Source organism: Collinsella sp. Sow4_D11 (assembly GCF_052116465.1).
Taxonomy (GTDB): Bacteria; Actinomycetota; Coriobacteriia; order Coriobacteriales; family Coriobacteriaceae; genus Collinsella.
In genome coordinates this window covers 98539-123373 of record NZ_JBQKLA010000001.1, presented here as the reverse complement: position 1 = coordinate 123373, position 24835 = coordinate 98539, and the positions used below count along the sequence as shown (strand labels likewise).

Annotated in this window: 15 protein-coding genes; 6 read left to right on the top strand and 9 right to left on the bottom strand. The window is 62.0% G+C overall.

The annotated features are described in order from the left end of the window. Nucleotides 1-172: 172 nt before the first annotated feature. On the bottom strand, nucleotides 173-889 hold the full coding sequence (locus ACTQ40_RS00560; RefSeq protein WP_154515938.1) for a YoaK family protein: 717 nt from the start codon (nucleotides 887-889) through the stop codon (nucleotides 173-175). Nucleotides 890-1139: 250 nt separating this feature from the next. Here ACTQ40_RS00560 and ACTQ40_RS00555 point away from each other — a divergent pair, with 250 nt between their 5' ends. Then, a complete protein-coding gene (locus ACTQ40_RS00555) occupies nucleotides 1140-3284 on the top strand; it encodes a YgiQ family radical SAM protein (RefSeq protein WP_441042080.1) in 2145 nt (714 codons plus the stop codon). Here the strand turns inward: ACTQ40_RS00555 and ACTQ40_RS00550 are convergent. From ACTQ40_RS00550 to ACTQ40_RS00540, 3 genes are all read right to left on the bottom strand, one after another. Next, nucleotides 3281-4192, bottom strand: a complete 912-nt coding sequence (locus ACTQ40_RS00550; RefSeq protein ID WP_441563079.1) for a CPBP family glutamic-type intramembrane protease — start codon at nucleotides 4190-4192, stop codon at nucleotides 3281-3283. The two genes, ACTQ40_RS00555 and ACTQ40_RS00550, sit on opposite strands and share 4 nt — an antisense overlap. A gap of 88 nt (nucleotides 4193-4280) precedes the next feature. Beyond that, nucleotides 4281-4484: a type II toxin-antitoxin system RelB/DinJ family antitoxin gene (locus tag ACTQ40_RS00545; RefSeq protein WP_117647680.1), complete on the bottom strand. Its 204-nt coding sequence runs from the start codon at nucleotides 4482-4484 to the stop codon at nucleotides 4281-4283. 972 nt (nucleotides 4485-5456) lie between these two features. Next, a complete protein-coding gene (locus ACTQ40_RS00540) occupies nucleotides 5457-7661 on the bottom strand; it encodes a DEAD/DEAH box helicase (RefSeq protein ID WP_441563078.1) in 2205 nt (734 codons plus the stop codon). Nucleotides 7662-8299: 638 nt separating this feature from the next. Between ACTQ40_RS00540 and ACTQ40_RS00535 the strand changes: the two genes are divergently transcribed. The 4 genes from ACTQ40_RS00535 (at nucleotide 8300) to ACTQ40_RS00520 (ending at nucleotide 11952) form a co-directional block, all read left to right on the top strand. Then, nucleotides 8300-10642, top strand: a complete 2343-nt coding sequence (locus ACTQ40_RS00535) for a heavy metal translocating P-type ATPase (protein WP_441563077.1) — start codon at nucleotides 8300-8302, stop codon at nucleotides 10640-10642. Nucleotides 10643-10789: 147 nt separating this feature from the next. Beyond that, entirely contained in the window at nucleotides 10790-11011 is a 222-nt protein-coding gene (locus ACTQ40_RS00530) for a heavy-metal-associated domain-containing protein (protein WP_441563076.1), read from the top strand. A gap of 51 nt (nucleotides 11012-11062) precedes the next feature. After that, a complete protein-coding gene (locus tag ACTQ40_RS00525) occupies nucleotides 11063-11332 on the top strand; it encodes a metal-sensing transcriptional repressor (RefSeq protein ID WP_229778266.1) in 270 nt (89 codons plus the stop codon). Between the two features lie 146 nt (nucleotides 11333-11478). Beyond that, nucleotides 11479-11952 (top strand): hypothetical protein, encoded by a 474-nt coding sequence (locus ACTQ40_RS00520; RefSeq protein ID WP_154515959.1) that lies wholly within the window; start codon nucleotides 11479-11481, stop codon nucleotides 11950-11952. Nucleotides 11953-12042: 90 nt separating this feature from the next. Here the strand turns inward: ACTQ40_RS00520 and ACTQ40_RS00515 are convergent, their stop codons facing one another. From ACTQ40_RS00515 to gltB, 5 genes are all read right to left on the bottom strand, one after another. Continuing rightward, entirely contained in the window at nucleotides 12043-13446 is a 1404-nt protein-coding gene (locus tag ACTQ40_RS00515; RefSeq protein ID WP_441563075.1) for an amidohydrolase family protein, read from the bottom strand. A 539-nt stretch (nucleotides 13447-13985) separates the two neighbouring features. Then, entirely contained in the window at nucleotides 13986-15047 is a 1062-nt protein-coding gene (locus ACTQ40_RS00510; RefSeq protein ID WP_441563074.1) for a hypothetical protein, read from the bottom strand. 453 nt (nucleotides 15048-15500) lie between these two features. Further along, nucleotides 15501-16208: a hypothetical protein gene (locus tag ACTQ40_RS00505; RefSeq protein WP_441563073.1), complete on the bottom strand. Its 708-nt coding sequence runs from the start codon at nucleotides 16206-16208 to the stop codon at nucleotides 15501-15503. Between the two features lie 424 nt (nucleotides 16209-16632). Then, the gene (locus ACTQ40_RS00500) at nucleotides 16633-18114 is read right to left on the bottom strand and encodes a glutamate synthase subunit beta (RefSeq protein WP_441563072.1); all 1482 of its coding nucleotides are present in this window, start codon (nucleotides 18112-18114) and stop codon (nucleotides 16633-16635) included. Nucleotides 18115-18119: 5 nt separating this feature from the next. Then, complete coding sequence (gene gltB, locus ACTQ40_RS00495) at nucleotides 18120-22808, bottom strand: glutamate synthase large subunit (RefSeq protein ID WP_441563071.1); 4689 nt, start codon at nucleotides 22806-22808, stop codon at nucleotides 18120-18122. Nucleotides 22809-23321: 513 nt separating this feature from the next. Here gltB and ACTQ40_RS00490 point away from each other — a divergent pair. Continuing rightward, nucleotides 23322-24578 carry an Nramp family divalent metal transporter gene (locus ACTQ40_RS00490; protein ID WP_427717762.1) on the top strand — a complete coding sequence of 419 codons (1257 nt, stop codon included), beginning with the start codon at nucleotides 23322-23324 and terminating at the stop codon, nucleotides 24576-24578. The last annotated feature ends 257 nt before the right edge of the window (nucleotides 24579-24835 follow it).

Genomic DNA, 24835 nt, shown 5'->3' with positions numbered 1-24835 from the left:
CTAACGCTTTTGAAGCGAAAAACGCGTGAGAACGTCAGATTATTTAAAGCGTTTCAACAACTGGTATCGTCACCGCCTGACCACTAAACAAAAAAGGGGCGGCCGAGATGACCGTCCCCTCCCCATTATTGATCAGTGTGGCAAGGGGTCAGCCCCTTGCCACACCCTGCCGCTATTTTTGGCAGGCCTCTTTCCAATCTTCGCAGGCGCGCTTCCAGCGAAAACGCAGGTCGCGCTCGCGGTCGATAAACATGATGGCAAACGCCACGAACAGCAGCACGCTCGCCACCGCAATAGCGTGCAGCCCCATGCGCTCAATACACCAGTTTCCCAGCACAGCGCCAAACACAAAGGTAAAGATCACGCCAAAGTACAGCAGGCCGTTTTCCAAAAAGCCGCGCTTGTGGGTGATGATGTAATCGTCCACGTTTTGCAGCGCATTGCGCAGGTTACCGATGCACATGGTCGTGGCAATGCCGTGACCGTGGATCTTGCGGAAGCTCTCGACCTGCATACCGCAGGCAAACGAGATGAGGCAGTTGGCGAGCAAGTTGTAGCCGCCACCGGGGATAAAGCTCACGCCCAGCAAGATGACGGCTTCAAAGAACACCGTCACCTGGCGCCAGTGAATCACGCTGCCAAACCGCTCGTGTACCAGGTCGGCAAGCATAATGCCCACGGCAAACGACACCACAGGGAAGAAATAGCGCCCCGCGAGCGCCCAATTGCCCTCCGAGATGCTCACGCCCACCAGCAAGATGTTGCCCGTCTGCGCGTTGGCGAAAACATGGTCGCGCCCAATGTACGAATAAACGTCCATAAAGCCACCGGCGAGTGCCAAGATGATGCCCAGCTCAATAGACTCCGATATCTGTTTGGCACGCTGCATCGTCGTGCGCCCTCCTTGTTGACGACTCTCTCGTGCGTTGGCGGAAACATAGCCGCCGTTCATACTGTAACCCATTGACAACATGGCGCGCCCGCGAGACGGACTCCCCAACGCGCAGATACACCGTCTGGAAACAAACGGCGGGCGCGGCATCGACACACGACACCTCGTGTACTCCACCAGTCTTTTTAGCCCCGTCCCAAAAAGACTGGTTACAATTACGTGCAGCATACAAACACCGGGAGGAATCGTGGCAAAAAAGCCCCAGGACGCTCAGCACAACCAGCACGGCAAGCATGCCCAACGCGGCCAGCAGCAAAAGCGTGGAAGCAAAGCCCAGGGCTCGCGCCCCGCGCATGCCCCGGCAGCGCCTGTCCGCCCCTGGCGCCCGGGCCGCGATAAGTTCCTCCCCGTCAGCCGCGCCGACATGGATGCGCGCGGCTGGGACCAGTGCGACTTTGTCTACATCTGCGGCGACGCCTACGTGGACCATCCCAGCTTTGGCATGGCCATCATCAGCCGCGTCCTCGACGCGCACGGCTACAAGGTGGGCATCATCTGCCAACCCGACTGGACCGACCCCGCCAGCATCACCGTGCTCGGCGAGCCGCGCCTGGGCTTTCTCGTCAGCGCCGGCAACATGGACTCCATGGTCAACCACTATTCGGTGACCAAGCACCGCCGCCACACCGACGCCTATACCCCCGGTGGCGAGGAGGGGCACCGCCCCAACCGTGCCGTCACGGTCTACGGCAACCTCATCCGCCAGACATTCAAGGACGCCCCCATCATCATCGGCGGCATCGAGGCAAGCCTGCGTCGCTTGGCCCACTACGACTACTGGCAGGACAAGCTCAAGCGCTCGGTACTGCTCGACTCGGGCGCCGACATCCTCATCTACGGCATGGGCGAGCACGCGATTGTCGAGATCGCCGACGCGCTCGACGCGGGACTGCCCGTCGATCAGATCACCTATATCAACGGCACCGTCTACCGCACGGGTTCGCTCGACGAGGTCTACGACTACGACCTGCTGCCCAGTTGGGACGACCTTACCGCCGACAAGCTCAACTACGCGCGCAGCTTTAACGTGCAGCAGCAGAATATGGACCCCATCACCGGACATCGCCTGGTAGAGCCCTACCCCAACAGCGTCTATGTGGTGCAGAACCCGCCGTCGGCGACGCTCACCACCGACGAGATGGACGAGGTGGCCGAACTCCCCTACGCACGCGATTGGCATCCCGATTACGACGCGGCGGGCGGCGTGCCGGCCTTTGCCGAGATCAAGTTTTCCATTAGCTCCAACCGCGGCTGTTTTGGCGAGTGCTCGTTTTGCGCGCTCACCTTCCACCAGGGTCGCGTGCTGCAGATGCGCAGCCACGACTCGATCATGCGCGAGGCCGAGCTGCTCACGCGCGATCCCGAGTTTAAGGGCTATATCAACGACGTGGGCGGGCCGACGGCCAACTTTAGCCGTCCCGCCTGCGACAAGCAGCTCAAGCACGGCGTATGCAAGAACAAGCGATGCCTGTGGCCGAGCGTGTGCAAGAACATGGTGGTCGACGAGAGCGGCTACACCCAGCTGCTGCGCGACCTGCGCCAGCTGCCGGGCGTCAAGAAGGTCTTTGTCCGCAGCGGCATCCGCTTCGACTACACCATGGCCGATGCCTCGGACGAGTTTTTGCGCGAGCTGCTAGAGCACCACGTCTCGGGCCAGCTGCGCGTAGCACCCGAGCACGTGAGCGACGCGGTGCTGTCCGTGATGGGCAAACCGAGCCGAGCCGTCTACGACGCATTCTGCCGTAAATTTGAACGCTTGAACCGCGAGTACGGACTCAAGCAGTACGTGGTGCCGTATCTGATCTCGAGCCACCCCGGATCGACGATGAAGGAAGCCGTGGACCTTGCCGAGGCCGTGCGAGACATGGGCTACATGCCCGAGCAGGTGCAGGACTTCTACCCCACGCCGTCCACCATGTCGACGTGCATGTACTACACCGGCGTGGACCCGCGCACCATGGAGCCGATCTATGTGGCGCGCGACCCGCACGAGAAGGCCATGCAACGCGCGCTCATCCAGTATCGCAAGCCCGAGAACTACAAGCTCGTGCGCGAGGCGCTAGAGAAAGCCGGGCGTCGCGATTTGATCGGCTACACCAAGCATTGCCTGATCCGCCCCGTGCCGCCACGCCCGGGCGAGACATCTGCCGGCGGAGGACATGGCACCGGCAAGAAGGGCGGCAAGGGCCACGGTGGCGCTGGCGGCGCTGGAGCCAAGGGACCCAAGGGCAGCAAAGGGCACAGCGGCATGTCGCGCGCACAGAACACCGCCGGGCGCAACCGTGCGGCTCAGGGGCGTCAGGGCGCCAACGGAGGCGGTCGCCGCAACTAAGGCAGCAGTGCGCTCGCTGCATCCATCCCACACGCGTGGCACAGCGAGCGCATTGCCTCAACGAGGATGACGCCGGCGATAGCGACCGTAATTACCACGTCGAGCGGCGTGTTCACAAACCAGAGCAGGCCCATGAGATACGACCCGGCATTAAAGGCAAAGTGCAGCAGGATCGTGTAGCGGAGCTTTCCGGTCGTCACGAGCAACCAACCAAAGATGAGGGCGGCGGCACCCGCGTAGCAACCCTGCACCCAATTCATGTGCATAAAACCGAAGATTGCCGCCTGCAGCACAATCGCCGCGGCGACACCCCACGTGCTTGGGGCCGCCCAGGGCACTATGGCGCCGTCTTGCGCACTCGCACGACGCCGGCGCTTCCAGAGCGGACGGCACTGGGGATTAAACGCACGCAGCGAAAACTCAAAGATAACACCGCGCACCAGGAGCTCTTCGCAAAACGGCGCGCCGAGCACCGTGGTCAGGACGGCAAGAGGACTGGTATCGCCCATGCCCGTTTCCTCGACAAGCTCGCTGTAGTCGGCCGCGGCATCGGGCAACAGCGACAGCACGGCGTCGGTCACGTAGCTAACGACCACCTGCAGGGCAAGACCGATCACGATAACGCAGGCGATGCGTTTCCACGCCCCACGCGCTCCCCCGCCGAGCGGATGCTCGCTTTGCGAACGCGCCATAAACGAGCGCGGCCACAGATAACGCCACCACAGCAGCGCCATCAAAAACGACGCCGTCTGAGCGGCGGCCTGAAGCAATTGAATGTCGAGGTCATCGATCGAAAAACCCATGAACACCGATGCGACGCCAAGGGCGGAGAACAAAACGACGCTCAGGGCAATATCGACAGCGACGACGCCAAAACAGGCGAGCGCCCACGCTATCGCATTGAGCATGCCAGCCTCCTCAAAACCCGGTACTTGGGGACGTTCCTTAACTGCCGGCAGAAAATGAACGTCCCCAAGTACCGGCAGTTTGGGACAGTCATTGTTGATGAGAATCGGGTGCAGTGCCAAAGGCCCCGCTGGGCGAAATGTCGAACGGGAAGGTGCCGCAGCGATTGAACGCGGCGATAAACATGCGGATGGCGTTGGACGGCGTGGTGCCCACGAGCTGGGTTGCCGCCGCGAAGGCCGCCTTTTCCTCGGGCAAGACCTTCGCGACAACCGGGGTCATGTGTTCTGCCATGGCGCTTCCTTTTTGAAACAACGGTAGTGCGGATAGATGCGGGCCACGCGGCTGGGCGACGGGCTGTGAAGGCAACCCGATTGGCCCGCATCTGGAGTTTGTTTCTGCGGCGTTGGTATTACTTGGTATTCCTAAGTTATACCCGCCAGATAGAATACCACAACCGGCCCCATGGGGACGGAGAAAAGACGGATTATTATGTTGCTGAGTTAGTATTTAGAGCGTGATGATGTCCGAGATATCGAGGGCCTAAGCGTCGGCGTATGGCGCGCCCAGGCTGGGTATCCGGCGCATGGCGCCCTATTGTCTTGCATAATTTCGCTTATGCTATGCATAAAAAGACGGGGGCACCCCTTCTCGTCCCAACGTACCCCCGCTTGTACCGTGCAAAAACCGGAGTTTTCAGCATCGCGGCCCCCGCAGGCGGTGCCGCGAATCGTGGACGCCGCGCGATTGGCGTCGTTTTGGGGCACGGCGCGACGCGAAACGCGCGTTATCGCCGCGCCGGACGCCGTCAGCCAACCCAAATCGCCTGCCGAAGGATCCCGCTGGCTCAGAAAGACGATTCCGGCGCGTATGCAGTCACCCCGGCTTGCTGAAAACTCCCGAAAATGCACGGCGCGCCCCGGGGGACCCGTGCGCGCCACGAAAAACACGCCCGCATCCAAAAGAATGCGAGCGCGAAAGCCGGATGGCGGCAAGGGCGCCAGGCAGCGGGCGAAATCCCCGGCGTGTCCGCCCGGGCACCGCAGCCGCGGCGCGTCAGCAGAAAACCTCATGCCCTGCGTTGATGTCGGCCCCCTCATACGCGAATCTCCAACTAGGTCGATAGTCCGTATCTCTTGCCACGACCGTCTCCGCGCGTTTCCACGAAGAAGACTCGCCCCACCTAATACTGAGCCCACTAAAAGGGCCCCGAGCATAGTCTGCTCGAGGCCCAAACTCGTGTCGCCTTACCGCGCGACGCGTATGTTACTTGCGCTTGCCGCCGCCGTCGCCGGGACGACGGGAGCTGCCGCTGCGCTTGCCGCCACGGCTGTTGCCATAGCTGCCACGGTTATCGCGACCGCCGGCACGGCCACCACGGGAGCCGGCCTGGTTGCCGCCGCGACCGCCACGGTGGCCGCCGCGACGCTCTTCGCGGGTATCGTCGTAGTTGCGCCAATCATCGCGACGATCTCGACTGGCACGCGGATCGCGACGATCGCGCGACTCGCCAGAACGGCCGGCACCACTGCGGCCGCCATTGCCGCGAGCATCCTCGCGACGCTCACCGCCGCGGCCGCCGCGCTCTTCAAAGCGCTTGCCGCCACGGGACTCGCCGCCGCGGCCACCGCGCTCGTCATCACGACCGGAACGACGGCGGTCGCCCGCGCCGCGCTTGCCGCCGCGCGAACCGCGGCCCTCGTCCTCGCGCTCAACACGGCGACGACCGCCGCGGTCCTCGTCCTCGCGGCGACGGCGATGTGCCTCGCCCTGGAACTGCTTGGCACGACGCTCGGCACGGTTGCCGCGCGGGGCCGGCTCGACGGCACCAGCACCGGCACGCTCCTCGGCAGCCACCTCGCGGGCCACGCTCTCCACGGCCTCGTCCACGCGAGCCTGAACGCCCTCGCGCACGCGGGTCTTGCCGCCGCGCTTGGGACGGCTCGGGCGCTCGCTGTCGCCGCGACGCTCATCGCGACCGCGGTTGGAACGACCGGCCACATCGCCGTAATCGTCGCCGTTGCGCTTGCCGTCGCGACGCGCCTGCTCAAGCTTCTTCTTGCTCTTGGACTTACCGCGCTTGGTCTTCTTCTTCACCTTAAAGGCCGCAGGGTCGCGCTCGGGATCAACCGCGGGCGGATTGGGGCCCACGTGCAAGTCGCCGGCCTCGTAGATGTCGGCAGTCTTGTCCATGAGCTTCTCGATCTCGTAGAACTCATCCACGTCCTGCTCGGTCACAAACGTGATGGCCCAGCCCAGCTCGCCGGCGCGGCCCGTACGGCCAATACGGTGGATGTAGTCGGTCGGCTCGGCCGGCACGTCAAAGTTCACGACGTAGCGCACGTCGCTGATGTCGATGCCGCGGGCGAGCACGTCGGTTGCCACCAGCACGTCGACGGTACCGTCGCGGAAGGCCGAAAGTGCGCGCTCGCGCTGGGCCTGGCTGCGGTTGCCATGAATCGCGGCAGCCTTGATGCCCTTGCGCTCCAGACGACGGCAGCAGCTGTCGGCACGGTGCTTGGTGCGCATAAAGACGATGGTGCGCTCCGGGCCTTCCTTTTTGAGGAACTCGGGCAGCAGGTTGTTCTTGGCCTCGATGGACACCGGGAACACAAACTGGTCGACGGTGTCGGCGGTCGACGTGGCGGGCGCGATCTCCACGCGGGCCGGGTCGCTCACTAGGTCGGTGATCTCGCCCACGGCCTCCTCGTCGAGGGTCGCCGAGAACAGCAGCGTCTGGCGCTCGGCCGGCGTCTCGCGCACAATACGGCGAACGGCGGGCAAAAAGCCCATGTCGAGCATGCGATCGGCTTCGTCGAGCACCAGCACCTTGACCTCGTTCAGGTGGCAGGCACCCTGCTCGATCAGATCGACCAGACGGCCCGGCGTTGCGACCAGGATGTCGCAGCCGTACTTGAGGGCAGCGGTCTGCGGCTTGTAGCTCACGCCGCCCACAACGGTCACGGCAACATGGCCGGTGACGTCGGCGATCTTGCTCGCGACCTCGTCGATTTGCTGGGCGAGCTCGCGCGTAGGGGTGATGACGAGCATCACGGGGCCGCGGCCGTTGCCCTCGGGCTTTTTAGCACCGCGACGACGGTTACGGCCACCGCGCTCGCGCACAGGTTTGGGAGGAGCGATGTGCTCCAGATTGTTCATGGTCGGCAGCAAAAAGGCGGCCGTCTTGCCGGTGCCGGTCTGAGCGGCGGCAAGCAGGTCGCGGCCCTCGAGCACCACGGGGATCGAGCCGGCCTGCACGGGCGTCGGTGCCGTGTAACCCAGGTTCTCGATGGCACGAAGTATCTCGTCCGAAAGACCCAGCTCGTCAAAGGCGGGCAGGTTCTCGGTAGCGGACTCGACGGTCTCGGCGGCGCTGGCCTCGTCGGCCGCATCGAAGGCAGCCTGGGCCATGGCCTCGCGGGTCTCGTCCAGGATCTCGGCGTCGGTGACGTCGGATACAGAATTACGCATATGTTGTTGTTCCTTATCTGCACGCGCAAGGGGCACGGCATGCGGCCGCGCGGGCGTGCTTGGTAGTGCGCTAGTACATACAAAAACGGGTGCGCACAGAGAGGACGTTGCTCAGCACGCTGGCGATCGCTTTGGCAGCCATATCACGCGCCGTCCAGACGCAGCAGCTCTAAGCGATGGAGCAGATTCGCCGCGGGTTAGTATACCCGTACTCCGTATGTCCCCACGTAAACCACAGATGACGGGGCGGACGGGGTGGGTCTGGGCCAATTGTCTCAATCTGTAACAGTTACGAGGCAAAACCAGGTCTACACGTTACGAATCGAGACAAACCAAAACCTCGCAAAACAACATCTCGATCTGTAACAGATAGAGGTCATTTTCCCTGCCAGATGTTACAGATCGAGATGTTAAGCAACCGCCGAATTGTTTGTCTCAATCTGTAACAGTAACTCGGCAAAATCAGGCCTAGATGTTACAGATTGAGACGAAGGGCGAGGATGGTGCGCTAACTTGGCAGTCGACCCCCGTATCGGAATGTCATACATTTCAACTTTTGCCATACACCCCCAGGGGGTATGGGTGTATAGTATCGAGAGGTTAACAATTCCAACACCGAACCACAGAAAGGAGAAGCCATGGCTCAAGATAAGTTCGACGTAGGCGGCATGACATGCGCCGCCTGCCAGGCGCACGTGGACCGTGCCGTGAGCAAGCTCGACGGCGTCCAAAGCGTCGCGGTCAACCTACTCGCCGGTTCCATGATGGTCGACTACGACCCCGCGCAGGTCTCCCCCGACGATATCTGCACCGCCGTCGACCGCGCGGGCTACTCGGCCTCACCCGTCAGCACGGGCACCGGTGCCGCCGGCTCAAACGGCAGCGCGCAAGCCAGGTCCGGCGCCGCCCATATGGAGTCGCCCACCAAAAAGTTGGAGGCCGCCGCCTCTGCCATGCGCACCCGCCTCATCGTCTCGATCGTCTTCCTCATCCCACTGTTCTACATAGGCATGGGACACATGCTCGGCTGGCCGCTGCCCGGCATTTTCACCGACCATATCCACAGCATGACGCTCGCCCTCACCGAGCTTGTCCTGCTCATCCCCATCGTCTACGTCAACGACACGTACTTTATCAACGGGTTTAAATCGCTCGCGCACGGCGCACCCACCATGGATGCCCTTATTGCCGTGGGCGCCACCGCTTCCATTGCCTGGTCGCTCTATGCCATGTTCATCATGGCCGACCAGCTGGCCACGGGGCAGGTGCACGAGGCCATGATGACAGGCATGGACAATCTGTATTTTGAGAGCGCGGGCACGATTCTGTCGCTCGTCACCGTGGGCAAATACCTCGAGACGCGCAGTAAGTCCAAAACCGGCGGCGCCATCGAGGCGCTCATCGATCTGGCGCCTAAAACCGCGACCGTCGTTGCCGACGACGGCAGCGAAACCACCGTCGACGTCGATAACATCCTTCCCGGCCAGGTCCTGCGCGTGCGCCCCGGCGAGTCAATCCCCGTCGATGGCGTGGTGCTCGAGGGTAGCTCGGCCGTGGACGAGAGCGCGCTCACCGGCGAGTCCATCCCCGTGGAAAAGACCGCCGGCGACACCGTCAACGCCGCCACGGTCAACCGCACCGGATCGTTTACCTTCCGCGCCACGCGGGTTGGTGCCGAGACATCACTCGCCAAGATCATCCAGCTCGTCGAGGACGCCAACGCCACCAAGGCGCCCATCGCCCGCATGGCCGACAAGGTCGCCGGCGTGTTCGTGCCCGTGGTGTTCGTGATCTCGGCCGTGACCTTGGCGGTGTGGATGGCACTGACCGGCAGCATAAACGAGGCACTCACCTCCGCCGTGGCCGTGCTGGTGATCAGCTGTCCGTGCGCGCTCGGCCTAGCCACGCCCGTCGCCATTATGGTAGGCACCGGCAAGGGTGCCGAGATGGGCATTCTGTTTAAGAGCGCCGAGGCGCTGGAGAACCTGCGCAGCGTGGGTACCGTGGTGCTCGATAAGACGGGCACGGTCACCCGCGGCAAACCTGCCGTGACCGATATCGTGGTAGCCACGCGCACCGACGGCTCGCCCGCCATGAGTGAAAAGGCGTTACTGAAGCTCGCTGCCGCGCTGGAGCGCTCGAGCGAGCATCCGCTGGCCGAGGCGATTATGACCGAGTGCGAGGCGCGCGGAATCGTGGCGCGCATGGTCGAGGACTTTGCCGCCGTGCCTGGACGAGGCGTTACGGCGCGCGAGGGACAAAACGCCATCGCTGCCGGTAACGTTCGCTTAATGGGCGAGTTGGGTATCACCGTGCCCTCAGGACTTGCGGAGCGATTTGCCGCCGAGGGCAAGACACCGTTGTTCTTTGCCAAGAACGGCGAGCTTGTCGGCACCATTGCCGTAGCTGACGAGGTCAAGGAGACGAGCGCCGAGGCCATCGCTGTAATGCGTTCGCTCGGCGTCGACGTGCACATGCTCACCGGCGACAACCGCGTCACTGCCGAAGCAATCGCCCGCCGCGTGGGACTGAGCAGCAAGCAGGTCATTGCCGATGTGCTTCCCGCCGACAAGGAACGCCACGTGCGCGAACTGCAGGATGCGGGCGGCAAGGTCGCCATGGTGGGCGACGGCATCAACGACTCCCCCGCCCTGGCGCGCGCCGACGTGGGCCTTGCTATCGGCACCGGCGCCGACATCGCCAAGGAAGGGGCAGATGTGGTGCTCATGCGCAGCGACCTCATGGACGTCGCCCGCGCCATCGAGCTTTCGCGCGCCACGATTCGCAACATCAAGCAAGACCTGTTCTGGGCGCTGTTCTACAACGGCATCGGCATTCCGCTCGCGGCGGGTGTGTTCTTCCCGCTCACCGGATGGCAGCTCTCGCCGATGTTTGGCGCCGCGGCGATGAGCCTGTCGAGCGTGTGCGTCGTGTCCAATGCTCTGCGCCTGAAATCCTTTAAGCCTAAAGTGGCAAAATAGGCTCACCATTACGTCCACTTAGAACGGGTTTTCCAGGTGCCCGAGATTGACCTGAAAGAGGAGCGACGCGTACTTTGGTACGCGAGCGACGGCTTGAAGGTCAAGGTCGGGTGCCTGGGAAAGCCAACATAACAGAGAGGAATACCCATGCGTTACACAATTAAGACTTCCGGCCTTATGTGTGGCCACTGCGACGCTACTGTCGAGACGGCACTGCTCAACGTTACCGGCGTGACCGACGCCGATGCCGATCACGAGACTCAGACGGTACAGGTGGAGTGCGCCGACACCGTGGCCGCTGAGCAGCTCGCTGCCGCCGTCGAGAGCGCCGGCGAGAAGTTCCACGCCCTGTCCGTGACCGCAGCCTAGCTGCTACCAGAAGCATTCGACCCCATCGACCAGAAACGAGGACCCGCCATGATGGCAGACCACAAATCGGTGAACCGTATGCTCAAGACGGCGCGCGGCCAGATCGACGGCATCCTGCGGATGGTCGAGGAGGACCGCTACTGCGTCGATATTTCCACGCAGCTCATGGCCACACAGGCACTCCTCGCGCGCATTAACGCCGACGTGCTCAAGGCGCATATCGAGGGCTGCGTGACTTCGGCAATCGAATCGGGCGACGAAGACCTCAAAGCCGCGAAGCTCGCCGAGATCGAACGCGTCGTCGACAAGCTCTCTAAGTAATCGGCGCATTGAGGACAGACCACTTTGCACCGTCTTGATGTTCCGAGGACGGGTATGTTTGCACCACATTGGTGCAGATTAACCTGTCCCCCTTGCTCTAAATCGGGTATAAAGGCGTGCGGCATATCGAACGAAAGGCAATTTGCATGAATGACTTTATGAAGGGCCGCAATGGCGCCGACGAGCTCACCATCGTGATGGGTTTTACCGGCATCGTCATCGCGATGATCGGATCGATGGCCCGCGTCCAGTGGCTCAGTTGGATCGCCATCGCCGTCATCGTGATCGGCGTGCTGCGCGGCCTGTCCAAAAACATCGACGCACGTCGCAAGGAGAACGAGGCCTTTGTCGCCGGCTCGGCTAAGGTCCCCGGCTTGGGCAAGTTTGTCGCCAGCTTGGGTGGCGGCGCTGCAGCGGCCAGCACCTCACGCGCGGCCGGCACCAGTAAGGAAGACTTTGAGCGTGCCAAGCGCACGGCCAAGAAGATGTGGAAGGGTCGCAAGACCACGGCATACCTCAAGTGCCCCAACTGCGGCCAGATGCTCTCCGTCCCCAAGGGCAAAGGCAAGATCCGCGTCACCTGCCCCAAGTGCCACGCCAAGATGGAGACGCGCTCGTAGCCGCCATGCCGCAGGACAAAATAAAAGCCGAGGCCTCGCACTGGGACCTCGGCTTTTTTGAATGCGACAAAGGGCCCGCCCCCGTCACACCTACGCCACGCCGTCGCGGGCAAGCTCCTCGGCAAGCGCCTCGGCTGGCATGGCCATAATCGTGTCGAGCTCGGCGTCCACCTCGGGAATACGCCTCACCTTGAGCTTGCGCACCAGATCGCCACGACACATCACGTGCATCGGCTCGCGCAGAGCGCACAGGTCATCGAGCGGGTTCTCGCGCGTCACCAGGATATCGGCAGCCTTGCCGCACTCGATCGCACCGGTCTCGCCGCCCAGCCCCAGCAGCTCAGCATTGACCTGCGTAGCCGTATGCAGCGCAAACGCATTGCTCACGCCCACGTACTTGGCAAAATAGGCCACCTCGCGCCACATGTCGTACTGGGTCACGAACGGGCAGCTCGAATCCGTACCCAAACCTACCTTGATACCGGCTTCCAGCGCCGCACGAGCGCTCTCGATAATGCCCGAGCACACGATATCGCCGTTCTTCTTTTGCGTGTCAGTCGAATGAGTCTTCTCCGGATCGAGCAGCACAAACGGCAGCGCGGGGCTGATCGTGCAGGTCACACTCGGCGCACGCCCCTCGAGCTGAGTTCCCGCGGCGCCGCGGTACAGCTCCAGGATCTCGGGCGTCAACGGAGCGCCGTGCTCGATCGTATCGACGCCGGCCTCGAGCGCGGCCTTCACGCCCTCGGTGCTCTCGACATGAGCCATAACCGGAAGGCCCATATCGTGTGCTGCCTTGCACGCCGCTGCGGCAACCTCCACCGGCATACGCAGCACGCCCGGATCGCCCACCTCGGTCGCATCGAACACACCGCCCGTTACGAACAGTTTAATGACGTCGGCACCGCGCGCATACAGGTCGCGCACCTGTTCGGCCGCCTCGGAGGGACTGTTGGCCACCTGGGCGAACAAGCCCGCGCCGTGGCCACCCGGCACCGTGACGCCCGTTCCCGGCGCCACCAAACGCGGACCCTGATACTTGCCGGCGGCGATAGCATCGCGCACGGCCAGATCGGCAAACAGCGGGTCGCCCGCGCCGCGCACCGTGGTCACGCCACTTGCCAGTTGTTGTTGGGCGCTGCCCTTAAGAATATGGCGCACGATGGCGCGCCCCACGGGATTATCGAGCTTCTTCATCAGCGCGCCCGCATCGCCCGCCGAAACCGGCTTGCCCGAGCCGCACAGATGCACATGCATATTGATGAGGCCCGGCATGAGATACGCCCCGGCCAGGTCGAGGACCTCGGCACCTGCAGGCGCCTGCGCAACAGCGCTCGGCCCCATCCACGTGATGACACCGCGCTCAACGGCCACGGCCATGTCGGGCTGCGGCTCCATATGCTCCGAACCATCCAGGACGGTCGCATTGATAAACAACGTGGAACGATCGGCAGACGCCATATCGAGCTCCTCCCTCACGATTAACTTGAACATTTGTCCATTATCACCTATTGCAGCAAACTAAAGTCGAACATATCGGTTAGCGGAGGGACGAGAGAGATGTGAGGGCAAACGGAGACAGCACGGCAATGCTCCGGCCGTTCCAGCAAAACGTCTTGATTTGTAACAGGTAGACCAGGTTTTAGCAGCCAGATGTTACAGATCGAGATCTTTCGGCACCGCGTCCAGCCTTTGTCTCAATCTGTAACAGTTGGGTCGAATTTTGGCCGTTAGATGTTACAGATCGAGATCTTTCGGCACCGCGGCCAACCTTTGTCTCAATCTGTAACAGTTGGGTCGATTTTTGGCCGTTAGATGTTACAGATCGAGATATTCTCCAGCCCTGTCGTCAAACATCTAAATCTGTAACATGTAGACAGGTTTTCGGCCTATAGATGTTACAGATTTAGATCTTTTAGCGGCAGCCAACCTTCTGTCTCGATCTGTAACAGTTACGAGGCCAAACGGCCCCTTGTTGTTACAGATCGAGACAAACTCGACAGGAACAACCACATCCGCATTAGTCGTATCCCTCAGCGCCCATACCACTGACGCTTCCATCCCTCAGCCAAATCGGCCCGCTGCGAAATACCCGCCAGCCTCATCTTTTCAGCCAGCTTCCCCGGGTTCTTGAGCTCATCAAACGTGAACCTCAGCACCTTGTGCCCGAGCATTGTCAGATGAGATTCCCGCTGACGCTCTGCTACGAACGGATCGACCGACTCCCGATCCCCACCATCCTGCAGGGTATACTTTTCTCTTCCGTCGAGCTCGCCAATCATGCACGTCCCGTCCTCGAGCCTCCAGAAATAATCGACTCGAAACACCTGGCTCGAATCGAGCGGATCGCGAAACTCCACCTGCAACTCTGGCACCGGAAAACCGTATGCAATAAAGAACGCCCGGAACCGAGACTCGCCACCGTTTTCGGACAGCCCGTCCGCATGCGACGCAATCACCTGAGCTCTGCGATACCCGCGTCTGCCCTCGCAATCGGCCTGGAGCCGTTCGCAGAGGTCGACGCGCGATATGCCCTTCGCCCGCAGCGCAGAATCGGCAATCGCCAGACCATATGAAAACGGCGCACGCAGCAGACAATCCTCCACCGTGCGCCAAAACGGCGTCACTCGCACGCCGTCGACGCGCTCAAGCGCACCCGCCGCCTGCGGACGCAGCAGCCTATATCCCGTACTCAACGCCACCGAACAACCCGTCTTGACCAAGTAACGCGGCCCGAGCAGATCATTCGGCACCTCCAGACCCCATATCAGCGCGGCGTCATACCCCCAAAACGCCCAATCGGGATGAAACTCCGCAAGCCCCTTGATGGTCCGCCGAGCCCGCTCCGGCGGCGTCAACGCATCCCATTCATGCTGAAAACAGAATAGGTGCGATTCGGGCTCCGCAATATCGTCTGTGCCCACATGGCGCCGCAGCCACATGAGCTCGGCATTGTCGTGCGTCGCAAGCAGCACGCCTTGTTCAGCCGCCTCCGTGAGCCTGGCGAGCATCCTATTCCGCGCCAAGGTGCTACGTGCTGCATGTTTGTGTTTGAAAACGGTATTAGACACTTTCATCACCACCACGTCAGACAAATGGACCATCGTCACCGTTGCCTCCGCTGACAAATGTCTTGATCTGTAACAGGAAGACAGTCTTTGAGCCTCTAGTTGTTACAGATTTAGATTGTTCGGCACCGCGGCCAACCTTTGTCTCGATCTGTAACAGTTAGGTCGAATTTTGGCCTGTAGATGTTACAGATTGAGACATTTCCCCAGCTAGGTGCCAAACGTCTCAATCTGTAACAGTTGGATCGAGTTTTGACCTGCAGATGTTACAGATCGAGACATCCCCCCTGCCGGGTGCCAAACGTCTCAATCTGTAACAGTTAGACGTTCTCCAGACCCCTAAACGTTACAGATTTAGACAAACCAGCAACGCCCAAGCAGTCGTCTCGATCTGTAACGGGTAGACCGGTTTTTTGTCCCTAAACGTTACAGATCGAGATATAAAGGCAGAAGGCAAGGCAGGCGGCAGATGCCCATCCCCTACTCCCATTCCTGTTTGTAGATGTTGAGTGACTTTACGTATCGCCCCTGGGCACCCATGATGTCGCGAACCAGCCGTAAGAAGAAGCTGATACACGAGGTATCGAAGCCATCTTCTAGGTCCTCAGGATGCACCGCGCCAGGCCCGTCGACCGCCGTATCGCTCAGGCGCGCAATGTCGTAGAGGTAGAGCTGCCCCGCCGTCAGCCAGACGTCGTCGACGCACGCGAGGCGCACCGCAATCGCGCCATCGCGCCAGTGTTCCTTTTGCACGATATGCGGATCGTAGACGTCAAAGCGACGGTCGGTACGCGTGTCACGCAGCGCGACCATACCGGTCGCGGGATCCTTATCCAAAATGCCAAAGCGCGAGAAATAGTGCGTGTCGCGCACCTGCTCGAGCCGTCTGAGCGAGACGGGCGAAAGCGACGCCGGCGGCTCGTCAACATACAGCTCAAGCAGCGTCTTGCCATGGTAATAGGGACGCTCGAACAGCAGCCAATCGGTAAATGCCATGTTATAGGCCATGATTTCATTTTGCGAGGGCTCCTCGCAATAGCTGAGCCATGGATCGACTATCACTTCGAACTGTGTACGCGCCGCCTCCAAAAACTGAAACTTGCGCAGCATCCAAAACTGGGCCATGCCGGCAATATCGTCACCGACGGCCTCGGCCAGACGTCCCCGGTCCAAAACATGATCAGCCATGGCATCCTCCTCAAACTGATAAACCTCAATTTGAGCTTACGAGGAGGGCGGGTGGTCGCCGCCATCACGGGCGAAATGGGCATCGGGCTGCAAACCAGATGCTGACCAAGCACTTGACGGGATACTTGCAGATTATACAAATTGCCACAAAATCGCGGGTAGAACTAGACGAATCACCCGCGCCGCTGTCCGCAAACAACTAAAGCCGCCACATAAACAGCAGAGCACAACGAGCGCAAACGCCAACGGGTAGGCAGCCAAACGTCGGCAAACGAGCAAAACGCTCGCAGGCCCGCAAGGAGTGTCCCCGGATGCCGGCACGTAAGGAACGTCCCCAGCTGCCGGCACTTGGGGACGTTCCTTATATGCCGGCCGTTGGGGACAGCCCTTGCCGATTCGATTGTTGAGTAACTCCGTGATTGTCTTACAGCCCCAGCGCCTCGGCGACCTCGGCTGCGCAGGCGAGGGCATCGGCCATGGCACTCACCACGAGCGAGCTGCCGTTGCGGGCATCGCCGGCCACATACACCGCCGCGGCATCCGCAGCAACGCCATCCACGCGAGCCGCAAGATGCGAGTCCTCGGAGGCCATCACGGGCAACGGACGGCCCGCCGTGGCAATAGGCACGCCAACAGCGTCGAACACGCCGTGCTCCGGACCCGTAAAGCCACAGGCGATCAGCACCAGCTGGGCCGGCACCTCGTGCTCGGAGCCCGCAATGCGTTCGGGCTTGCCGGCCGACCAGTCCAGATCGACCACGCGCAGGCCCGCGGCAGCGCCCTTCTTGTCCAGCAATACCTCGAGCGTATCCACGCCCCAAGCACGCATCTCGCCGCCCATGGCAGCGATAGCCTCCTGCTGACCGTAGTCGGTCTTCTTAACGTTGGGCCACTGCGGCCAGGAATTGCTCGCCGCACGCTTATCGGGTGCGGCCGGCAAGAACTCAAACTGACGCACACTGCGTGCACCCTGGCGCACCGCGGTACCCACGCAGTCGTTGCCGGTATCGCCGCCGCCAATGACCACAACGTCCAGGCCGCGCGCGTTCACCGCGGGCTCACCGCCATCGAGCACCGAGACGGTCGAAGCCGTCAGGTAGTCCACGGCATACACCACGCCCGGGGCATCCACATTCGTAGCCAAAAGACCGCGGGGCGTACGAGCACCGGCAGCCACCACAACGGCGTCAAAACCATTGAGCTTGGCCGCCACCGCAGGGTTCGTAACGTCAGTACCCAGCTCAAAGACAATGCCCAGCTCGCGCATGAGCGCCACGCGGCGCTCGACCACGGACTTCTCGAGCTTCATGTTGGGAATGCCGTACATGAGCAGACCGCCTGGGCGGTCGTCGCGCTCAAACACCGTCACGCGGGCACCGCGACGCGCAAGTTCCCATGCAGCCACCAGGCCAGCCGGGCCGGAACCAACCACGGCGACCGAGGGCGCGTCCTCCCCTGCCGGCTCAAAGCGACGCGGGCCGCCGTTTGCCCATTCGTGGTCGCTGATCGCGCGCTCGTTATCGTGAATCGTTGTGGGCTGGCCGTCGACCGAACCCAGGTTGCACGCAGCCTCGCACAGTGCCGGGCACACGCGGCTCGTAAACTCGGGCATGGGCGAGGTGAGCGACAGGCGCTCGGCCGCCTCGTCCCAGCGACCGCGATACACCAGCTCGTTCCACTCGGGAATCAGGTTGTGCAGCGGACAGCCACTCGGACGCGCCTTGCCAAAGCTCGCACCCATCTGGCAAAACGCCACACCGCACATCATGCAGCGGCTCGCCTGGGCGCGGCGCGCATCGTCGTCGAGCTCCACGTACAGCGGATCGAAATCGCGGCTGCGCTCCTCCACGGGGCGCAGCTCGTGGGCCACGCGATCGATATCAAGAAAAGCACCGGGCTTACCCATGGCACTTACGCCTCCTTCTTGGTCGAAGCAACAGAGCTGACAGCCACGGGCGCAGCACCGCCCGCGACATCAAAGCGAGCGACATCCGCGTTGCTCGCGCGGCCGGTCACGATGTCAAACGCCAACTCCTCGGCCTGCGCATGCGTCTTGCCCACGGCCTCGGCCGCAGCGACAATCGCCAGCACGCGCTCGTACTCGGTCGGAATGACCTTCACAAAGTGCTTGCTCATCGTCTCGAAGCTGTAGAGCAGCTTAATGCCGCGCGGGCTCTGCGTCGCGTCCACGTGTTCCTGGATGAGCGCGCGAATCTGCGCCAGCTCGCCAGCCGTCGGGGCCTTGAGTTCCACGCTCTCGTGGTTCACACGGGCCTCGAGCGTGCCGTACTGGTCAAAGACATAGGCCACGCCACCCGTCATACCGGCGGCGAAGTTCTGCCCGACCTCGCCCAAGATGAGCGCCAGGCCGCCCGTCATGTACTCGCAGCCATGGTTGCCGCAGCCCTCGACCACCACGGTGGCACCGGAGTTACGCACGCCAAAGCGCTGGCCTGCCAGGCCGTTAATAAAGCCGCGGCCGCTCGTGGCGCCAAAGAACGCCACGTTGCCCACGATGATGTTCTCGTCGAACTTGTAGGTCGCATGCGGGTTGGGGCGCACCGACACCTCGCCGCCCGAAAGGCCCTTGCCAAAGTAGTCGTTGGCGTCGCCGCACACGTTGAGCGTAATGCCGCGCGGCAGAAAGGCGCCAAAGCTCTGACCGGCCGAACCATCGCAATCGATGGTGATGGAGCCGGCGGGCAGGCCCTCGGGATGCGCCTTGGTCACCGCATTGCCCAGGATGGTGCCCACGCAACGGTTGACGTTGGCGATATCGGCGCGGAACCGAATCGGGCGCAGGTGCGCACGGGCATCGGCCGTATAGGGCACGAACAACGTGGAGTCGAGCGTCTTGTCGAGCTCGCTGTCCGCAGCCATCTGCGGCAGGAAGTGGCGACCGTCGGCGCCCGGGATATGGGCACCGAACTCGCAGGTCGCGCTCGCCAGCACGGGCGACAGATCAAGCAGGTTGGCCTTGCGGTTGCCCGGTACCTCGATCTGGCGCAGGCACTCGGGATGGCCGACCATCTCGTCGACGGTGCGGAAGCCCAGGCTCGCCATGACCTCACGCAGCTGCTCGGCAACAAAGAGCATAAAGTGCTCAACGTGCTCGGGCTTGCCGCGGAAGCCGCGACGCAGGCGACAGTTTTGCGTGGCGATGCCGGCCGGGCAGGTGTCCTGCTGGCAGTCGCGCTGCATGAGGCAGCCCATGGAGATGAGCGGCATGGTCGCAAAGCCAAACTCCTCGGCGCCCAGCAGGCAGGCGACGGCAACATCGGTGCCGTCCATGAGCTTGCCGTCGGCCTCGAGCACCACGCGGGAGCGCAGGCCGTTTTGCAGCAACGTCTGCTGAGCCTCGGCAAGGCCGAGCTCCAGCGGCAGGCCGGCGTGCCAAATGGAATCGCGCGCCGCGGCACCCGAGCCGCCATTGTGGCCGCTGATCAAGATCTTGTCGGCGGCACCCTTGGCCACACCGGTGGCGATGGTGCCGACGCCGGCCTCGCTGACCAGCTTGACCGACACGCGCGCACCGGGGTTGGCGTTCTTAAGATCAAAGATCAGCTCTGCCAGGTCCTCGATGGAGTAGATGTCGTGGTGCGGCGGAGGCGAGATCAGGCCGATGCCGGGCGTGGACTGACGGACCTCGGCGATCCAGGGGTAGACCTTCTTGCCGGGCAGGTGGCCACCCTCGCCGGGCTTGGCGCCCTGGGCCATCTTGATCTGAATCTCGAAGGCGCTGCACAGGTAGCGGCTCGTTACGCCAAAGCGCGCACTTGCCACCTGCTTGATGGCGGAGTTCTTGGAGTCACCGTTAGCCAGCGGGGTCTCGCGACGCGGATCCTCGCCGCCCTCGCCCGAGTTAGAGCGTCCATGCAGGCGGTTCATGGCGATGGCCATGCACTCGTGCGCCTCTTTGCTGATAGAACCGTACGACATGGCACCGGTGTTAAAGCGGCGGACGATGTTGCGCGCGGGCTCCACCTCGTCGAGCGAAACCGGCGTGCGGCCGTTGGCATTAAAGTCGAGCAAGTCACGCAGGCGCACGGCACGGCCGGTGCGGTGCAGGCGGGCGCTGTACTCCTTAAAGGTGTCGTAGCTGTCCTCACGACAGGCGGTCTGCAGTAAGTAGACAGTCTGCGGATCGATAAGGTGATCCTCGCCGCTGAGCGGGCGCCACTTGGTCAGACCCAGCGTGGGCAGCTGATCGGGAGCCGGGCTCTTAAGGATAGCGAGCGCGGCGTCGTAGCGCTCGTTTTGCTCGCGCTCAACATCCTCGACACCCATACCGCCCACACGGCTCACCGTGCCGGCGAAGTACGCGTTGACGAACTCCGGCGTAAAGCCCACGGCCTCGAAGATCTGCGCCGAATGGTAGCTCTGCACCGTGGAGATGCCCATCTTGGACATGATGGAAACGATGCCGGCGGTCGCAGCCTTATTGTAGTTGGCGATGCCCTGCTCGGCTGTCACGTCCAGATCGCCGTGCGCCGCCAAGTCGCGAATGCACGCATGCGCGTTGTACGGATAGATGCCGCTCGCGGAGTAGCCCACCAGCGCCGCAAAGTCGTGCGGAGACACGGCGTCGCCACACTCCACCACGATGTCGGCAAAGGTACGCACGCCGGCGCGGATCAGGTGGTTGTGCACGCAGCCCACGGCGAGCAGCGACGGCACGGGTACCTCGTCCGCTCCGGCGCGATCGCTCAACACCACGATGTTCACGCCGTCGCGGACCGCAGCCTCAACGTCCTCTGCAAGCTGCTTGAGCGCAGCCTGCAGCGCGCCCTCGCCGGCATCGCGGCGGTAAACGGCACGGAAACGGCGGGTCTTAAAGCCAACACGGTCAATCGCGCAAATGCGGTCGAACTCCTCCTCGCTCAGCAGCGGGCGCTCCAGACGCACCAGCTGGCAGGCCGTACGAGAGTCCTCGAGCAGGTTGCCGTGGTTGCCCAGGTAGAGCGTGGTCGAGGTGACCATATGCTCGCGCAGGGCGTCGATCGGCGGGTTCGTGACCTGGGCGAACAGTTGATAGAAGTAGTCAAAGAACGAGCGTGTCTTCTTGGACAGGCAGGCCAGCGGCGCATCGATACCCATCGAGGCGAGCGGGGCCTTGCCCTGCTGGGCCATGGGGCGCACGACCTCGTCAACATCATCCCAGTGATACCCGAGCTTGGCCATACGCACGGCGGCGGGCACCTCGGCATCCTCGGCGGGCGTTGCCGCGGCGGGCTTGTCGAGCGCGTCAACGGTCAGCGTCTCCTCGGCAATCCAATCGCGGTAGGGCTTTTCCTTGGCATAGCGGGCGCGCAGCTCGTCATTGTAGATCACACGGCCGCGGGCAAAATCGACCTCGAGCATCTGGCCCGGTCCCAAACAACCGCTTGTCAGGATATTCTCGGGGCGCACCTCGATGGTGCCCACCTCGCTTGCCAGCATAAAGCGGCCGTCGCGCGTCACGTAGTAGCGAGCCGGGCGCAGGCCGTTGCGGTCAAGGGCGGCACCCAGCGTACGGCCGTCGGTAAAGGCGATGGCCGCCGGGCCGTCCCAGGGCTCCATGAGCATGGACTGGTAGGCATCGTAGGCGCGACGCTCCTCGCTCAGATTGTCGTTGTGGTCCCAAGGCTCGGGCAGCAACATGGACGCGGCACGCGTGAGCGGACGGCCGTTCATGACCAAAAACTCGAGCACATTATCCAGAATCGCGGAGTCGGAACCCTCGCGGTTGATGATGGGCATCACACGCTCAAGATCATGCTGCAGCACGGGGCTGTACAGGTTAGGTTCACGGGCGCGAATCCAGTTGACGTTGCCCTTGAGGGTGTTGATCTCGCCGTTGTGGATAATAAAGCGGTTGGGATGTGCGCGCTCCCAGCTAGGCGTGGTATTGGTGGAGTAGCGCGAGTGGACGAGCGCCACGGCCGTCTTGACGGCGGCGTCGTTGAGATCGATAAAGAAGCGGCGCATCTGCGTGGCGACCAGCATGCCCTTGTACACGATGGTGCGCGAGCTCATGGAGCACACATAGAAGATCTTGTCGCGCAGGGCAAACTCGGCGTCGGCCTTCTTTTCGATGGTACGGCGGCACACGTACAGGCGACGCTCAAAGGCATCGCCGGCGGGCGTGTCGTCCGGACGGCCCAGGAAGGCCTGCAGGATGGTGGGCATGCAGGCGCGGGCCGTCTCGCCCAGATCGTGAGGGTCGACCGGCACCTCGCGCCAAAAGAGCAGCGGCACGCCGGCCTCGGCACAGCCTTCCTCAAACACGCGGCGGGCATCCTCTACGCCCTTGTCGTCTTGCGGGAAGAACAGCATGGCCACGCCATAGTCGCCCTCTGCCGGCAGAATCTGGCCGCACTTTTGAGCCTCTTTGCGGAAAAAGTGATGCGGAACCTGGAACAGGATGCCGGCGCCGTCGCCGGTATTCTTCTCGAGTCCCGTGCCACCGCGGTGCTCCAGGTTGACCAGAATGGACAGCGCATCGTCCAGAATCTGGTGGTGGCGCTCACCGTTGATATCGGCAAGCGCGCCGATGCCACATGCATCGTGGTCGAATTCGGGGCGATAAAGGCCCTGCTGCTGAGCGGAATCTGCCTGCATCGCGATCCTCCCCTAGATATTTAGACAGTCAGTTGAATAGGCATACTAGAAGCATCGCCGGCCCATTGTGTTTCCCGCCCGTTTCGAAACAATTGCGTAACGCACGCCCTACGAGTGGACACCGCCGACCTCAAGGGCAACAACAAGGGCCCCAGGTTCGGCCTGTAAGCTCACCGCTTCAAACATCTCAATCTGTAACAGGAAGACCCAATTTCGACGACTAACGGTTACAGATTGAGATGTTCTCGAGAGACGGTTCCGAATGTCTCAATCTGTAACATGAAGGGCCGGTTTTGGCGGTCAGCTGTTACGGATCGAGATTTTCCATAGGACCATTTCTTCCTGTCTCGATCTGTAACACCTAGGCCCAATTTCCATCCCTAGTTGTTACAGATCAAGACATTTCGGCAACCCCCTTTTACCATCACAACAATTTTGTTAGTCATGGTCAAATTTTGAGCCTAAAACGGGTATCCTTTGCGGCGTCAAACAAACGGCACGCAGGAGTGCACCATGATCGACCATCTCAAACATCACTTTGGCTCCCCGCGCACCGGCGGCCACGGCGGACTCGACATCGCACGGCATATCGGCCCCGGGCTGCTCGTGACCGTCGGCTTTATCGACCCGGGCAATTGGGCCTCCAATATGGCCGCCGGCTCGCAGTTTGGCTACGCGCTGCTGTGGATCGTCACGCTGTCCACGATCATGCTCATCGTGCTGCAACACAACGCGGCTCACTTGGGCATCGCCACGGGCATGTGTCTTGCCGAGGCCACGACGCGCCACCTGCCCCGCCTCGTCGGGCGTGCGATACTCGGCAGCGCGTATCTAGCCACGGTCGCCACCGCCATGGCCGAAGTCCTGGGCGGTGCGATCGCACTTCAAATGCTCTTTGGCCTGCCCGTACGTGCCGGCTGCATCATCGTGGCGGCGGCATCGATTGTCATGCTCATGACAAGCTCCTACAAACGCGCCGAACGCTGGATCATCGCCTTCGTGGGCGTGGTGGGACTTTCGTTTTTAGCCGAGCTTCTGCTGGTCAAGGTCGACTGGCCGCAAGCCGCCACAAGCTGGATCACACCCAGTATGCCCACCGGCTCAGTCGCGATTATCGTAAGTGTCCTAGGCGCGGTCGTTATGCCCCACAACCTCTTCCTGCACTCCGAGGTCATCCAATCCATGCACTTCGAAGGCCAAGGCGAGCAGGTTATCGAAGAACGCCTGCACTACGAGCTCTTCGACACGCTCTTTTCGATGGGTGTGGGCTGGGCAATCAACTCGGCCATGGTCATCCTGGCCGCAACGACCTTCTTTGCGCACGGCATTGTCGTAGACGACCTCGCCGTCGCAGCGGCCACGCTCTCCCCCATTCTGGGCCCGGCAAGCTCGACCATCTTTGCGGTGGCACTGCTGTTTGCGGGCATATCGAGTAGCGTGACGGCGGGCATGGCGGCGGGCACCATCACCGCGGGCATATTCGACGAGGAATACGACATCCACGACCGACATTCCTCGATCGGAGTGGCGGCCTGTTTCGTCGGCGCCGTGGCGGCGTGCCTGATCGTCCCGAATCCTTTTGAGGGTCTCATTTGGAGTCAGGCACTGTTGTCGCTTCAGCTGCCGATTACGGTCTTTGTGCTCATACGACTCACCAGCTCGCCCCGCGTCATGGGCAAATACGCCAACTCGCGCCCGCTCAACGCGTTGCTCGTAGGGATCGGTGTCATCGTGACGATTCTCGACATCGTGCTGCTAACGGGGATGTAATGGGATGGCGTGACTGTCCAGATATAACGTCTCAATCTGTAACACGTGAACCCTTTTTGAGCCCTTAGATGTTACAGATTGAGATTTTCTGAGAGATAGTTTCAGTTTGTCTCGATCTGTAACAAGTGGACCCAATTTCCGCGCCCAGATGTTACAGATCGAGATATTTCTTCAGCCCCAACCTTTTGTCTCGATCTGTAACAAGTAGAGGGGGTTTACGTGCCTAAATGTTATAGATTGAGATTTTGAGAATGATG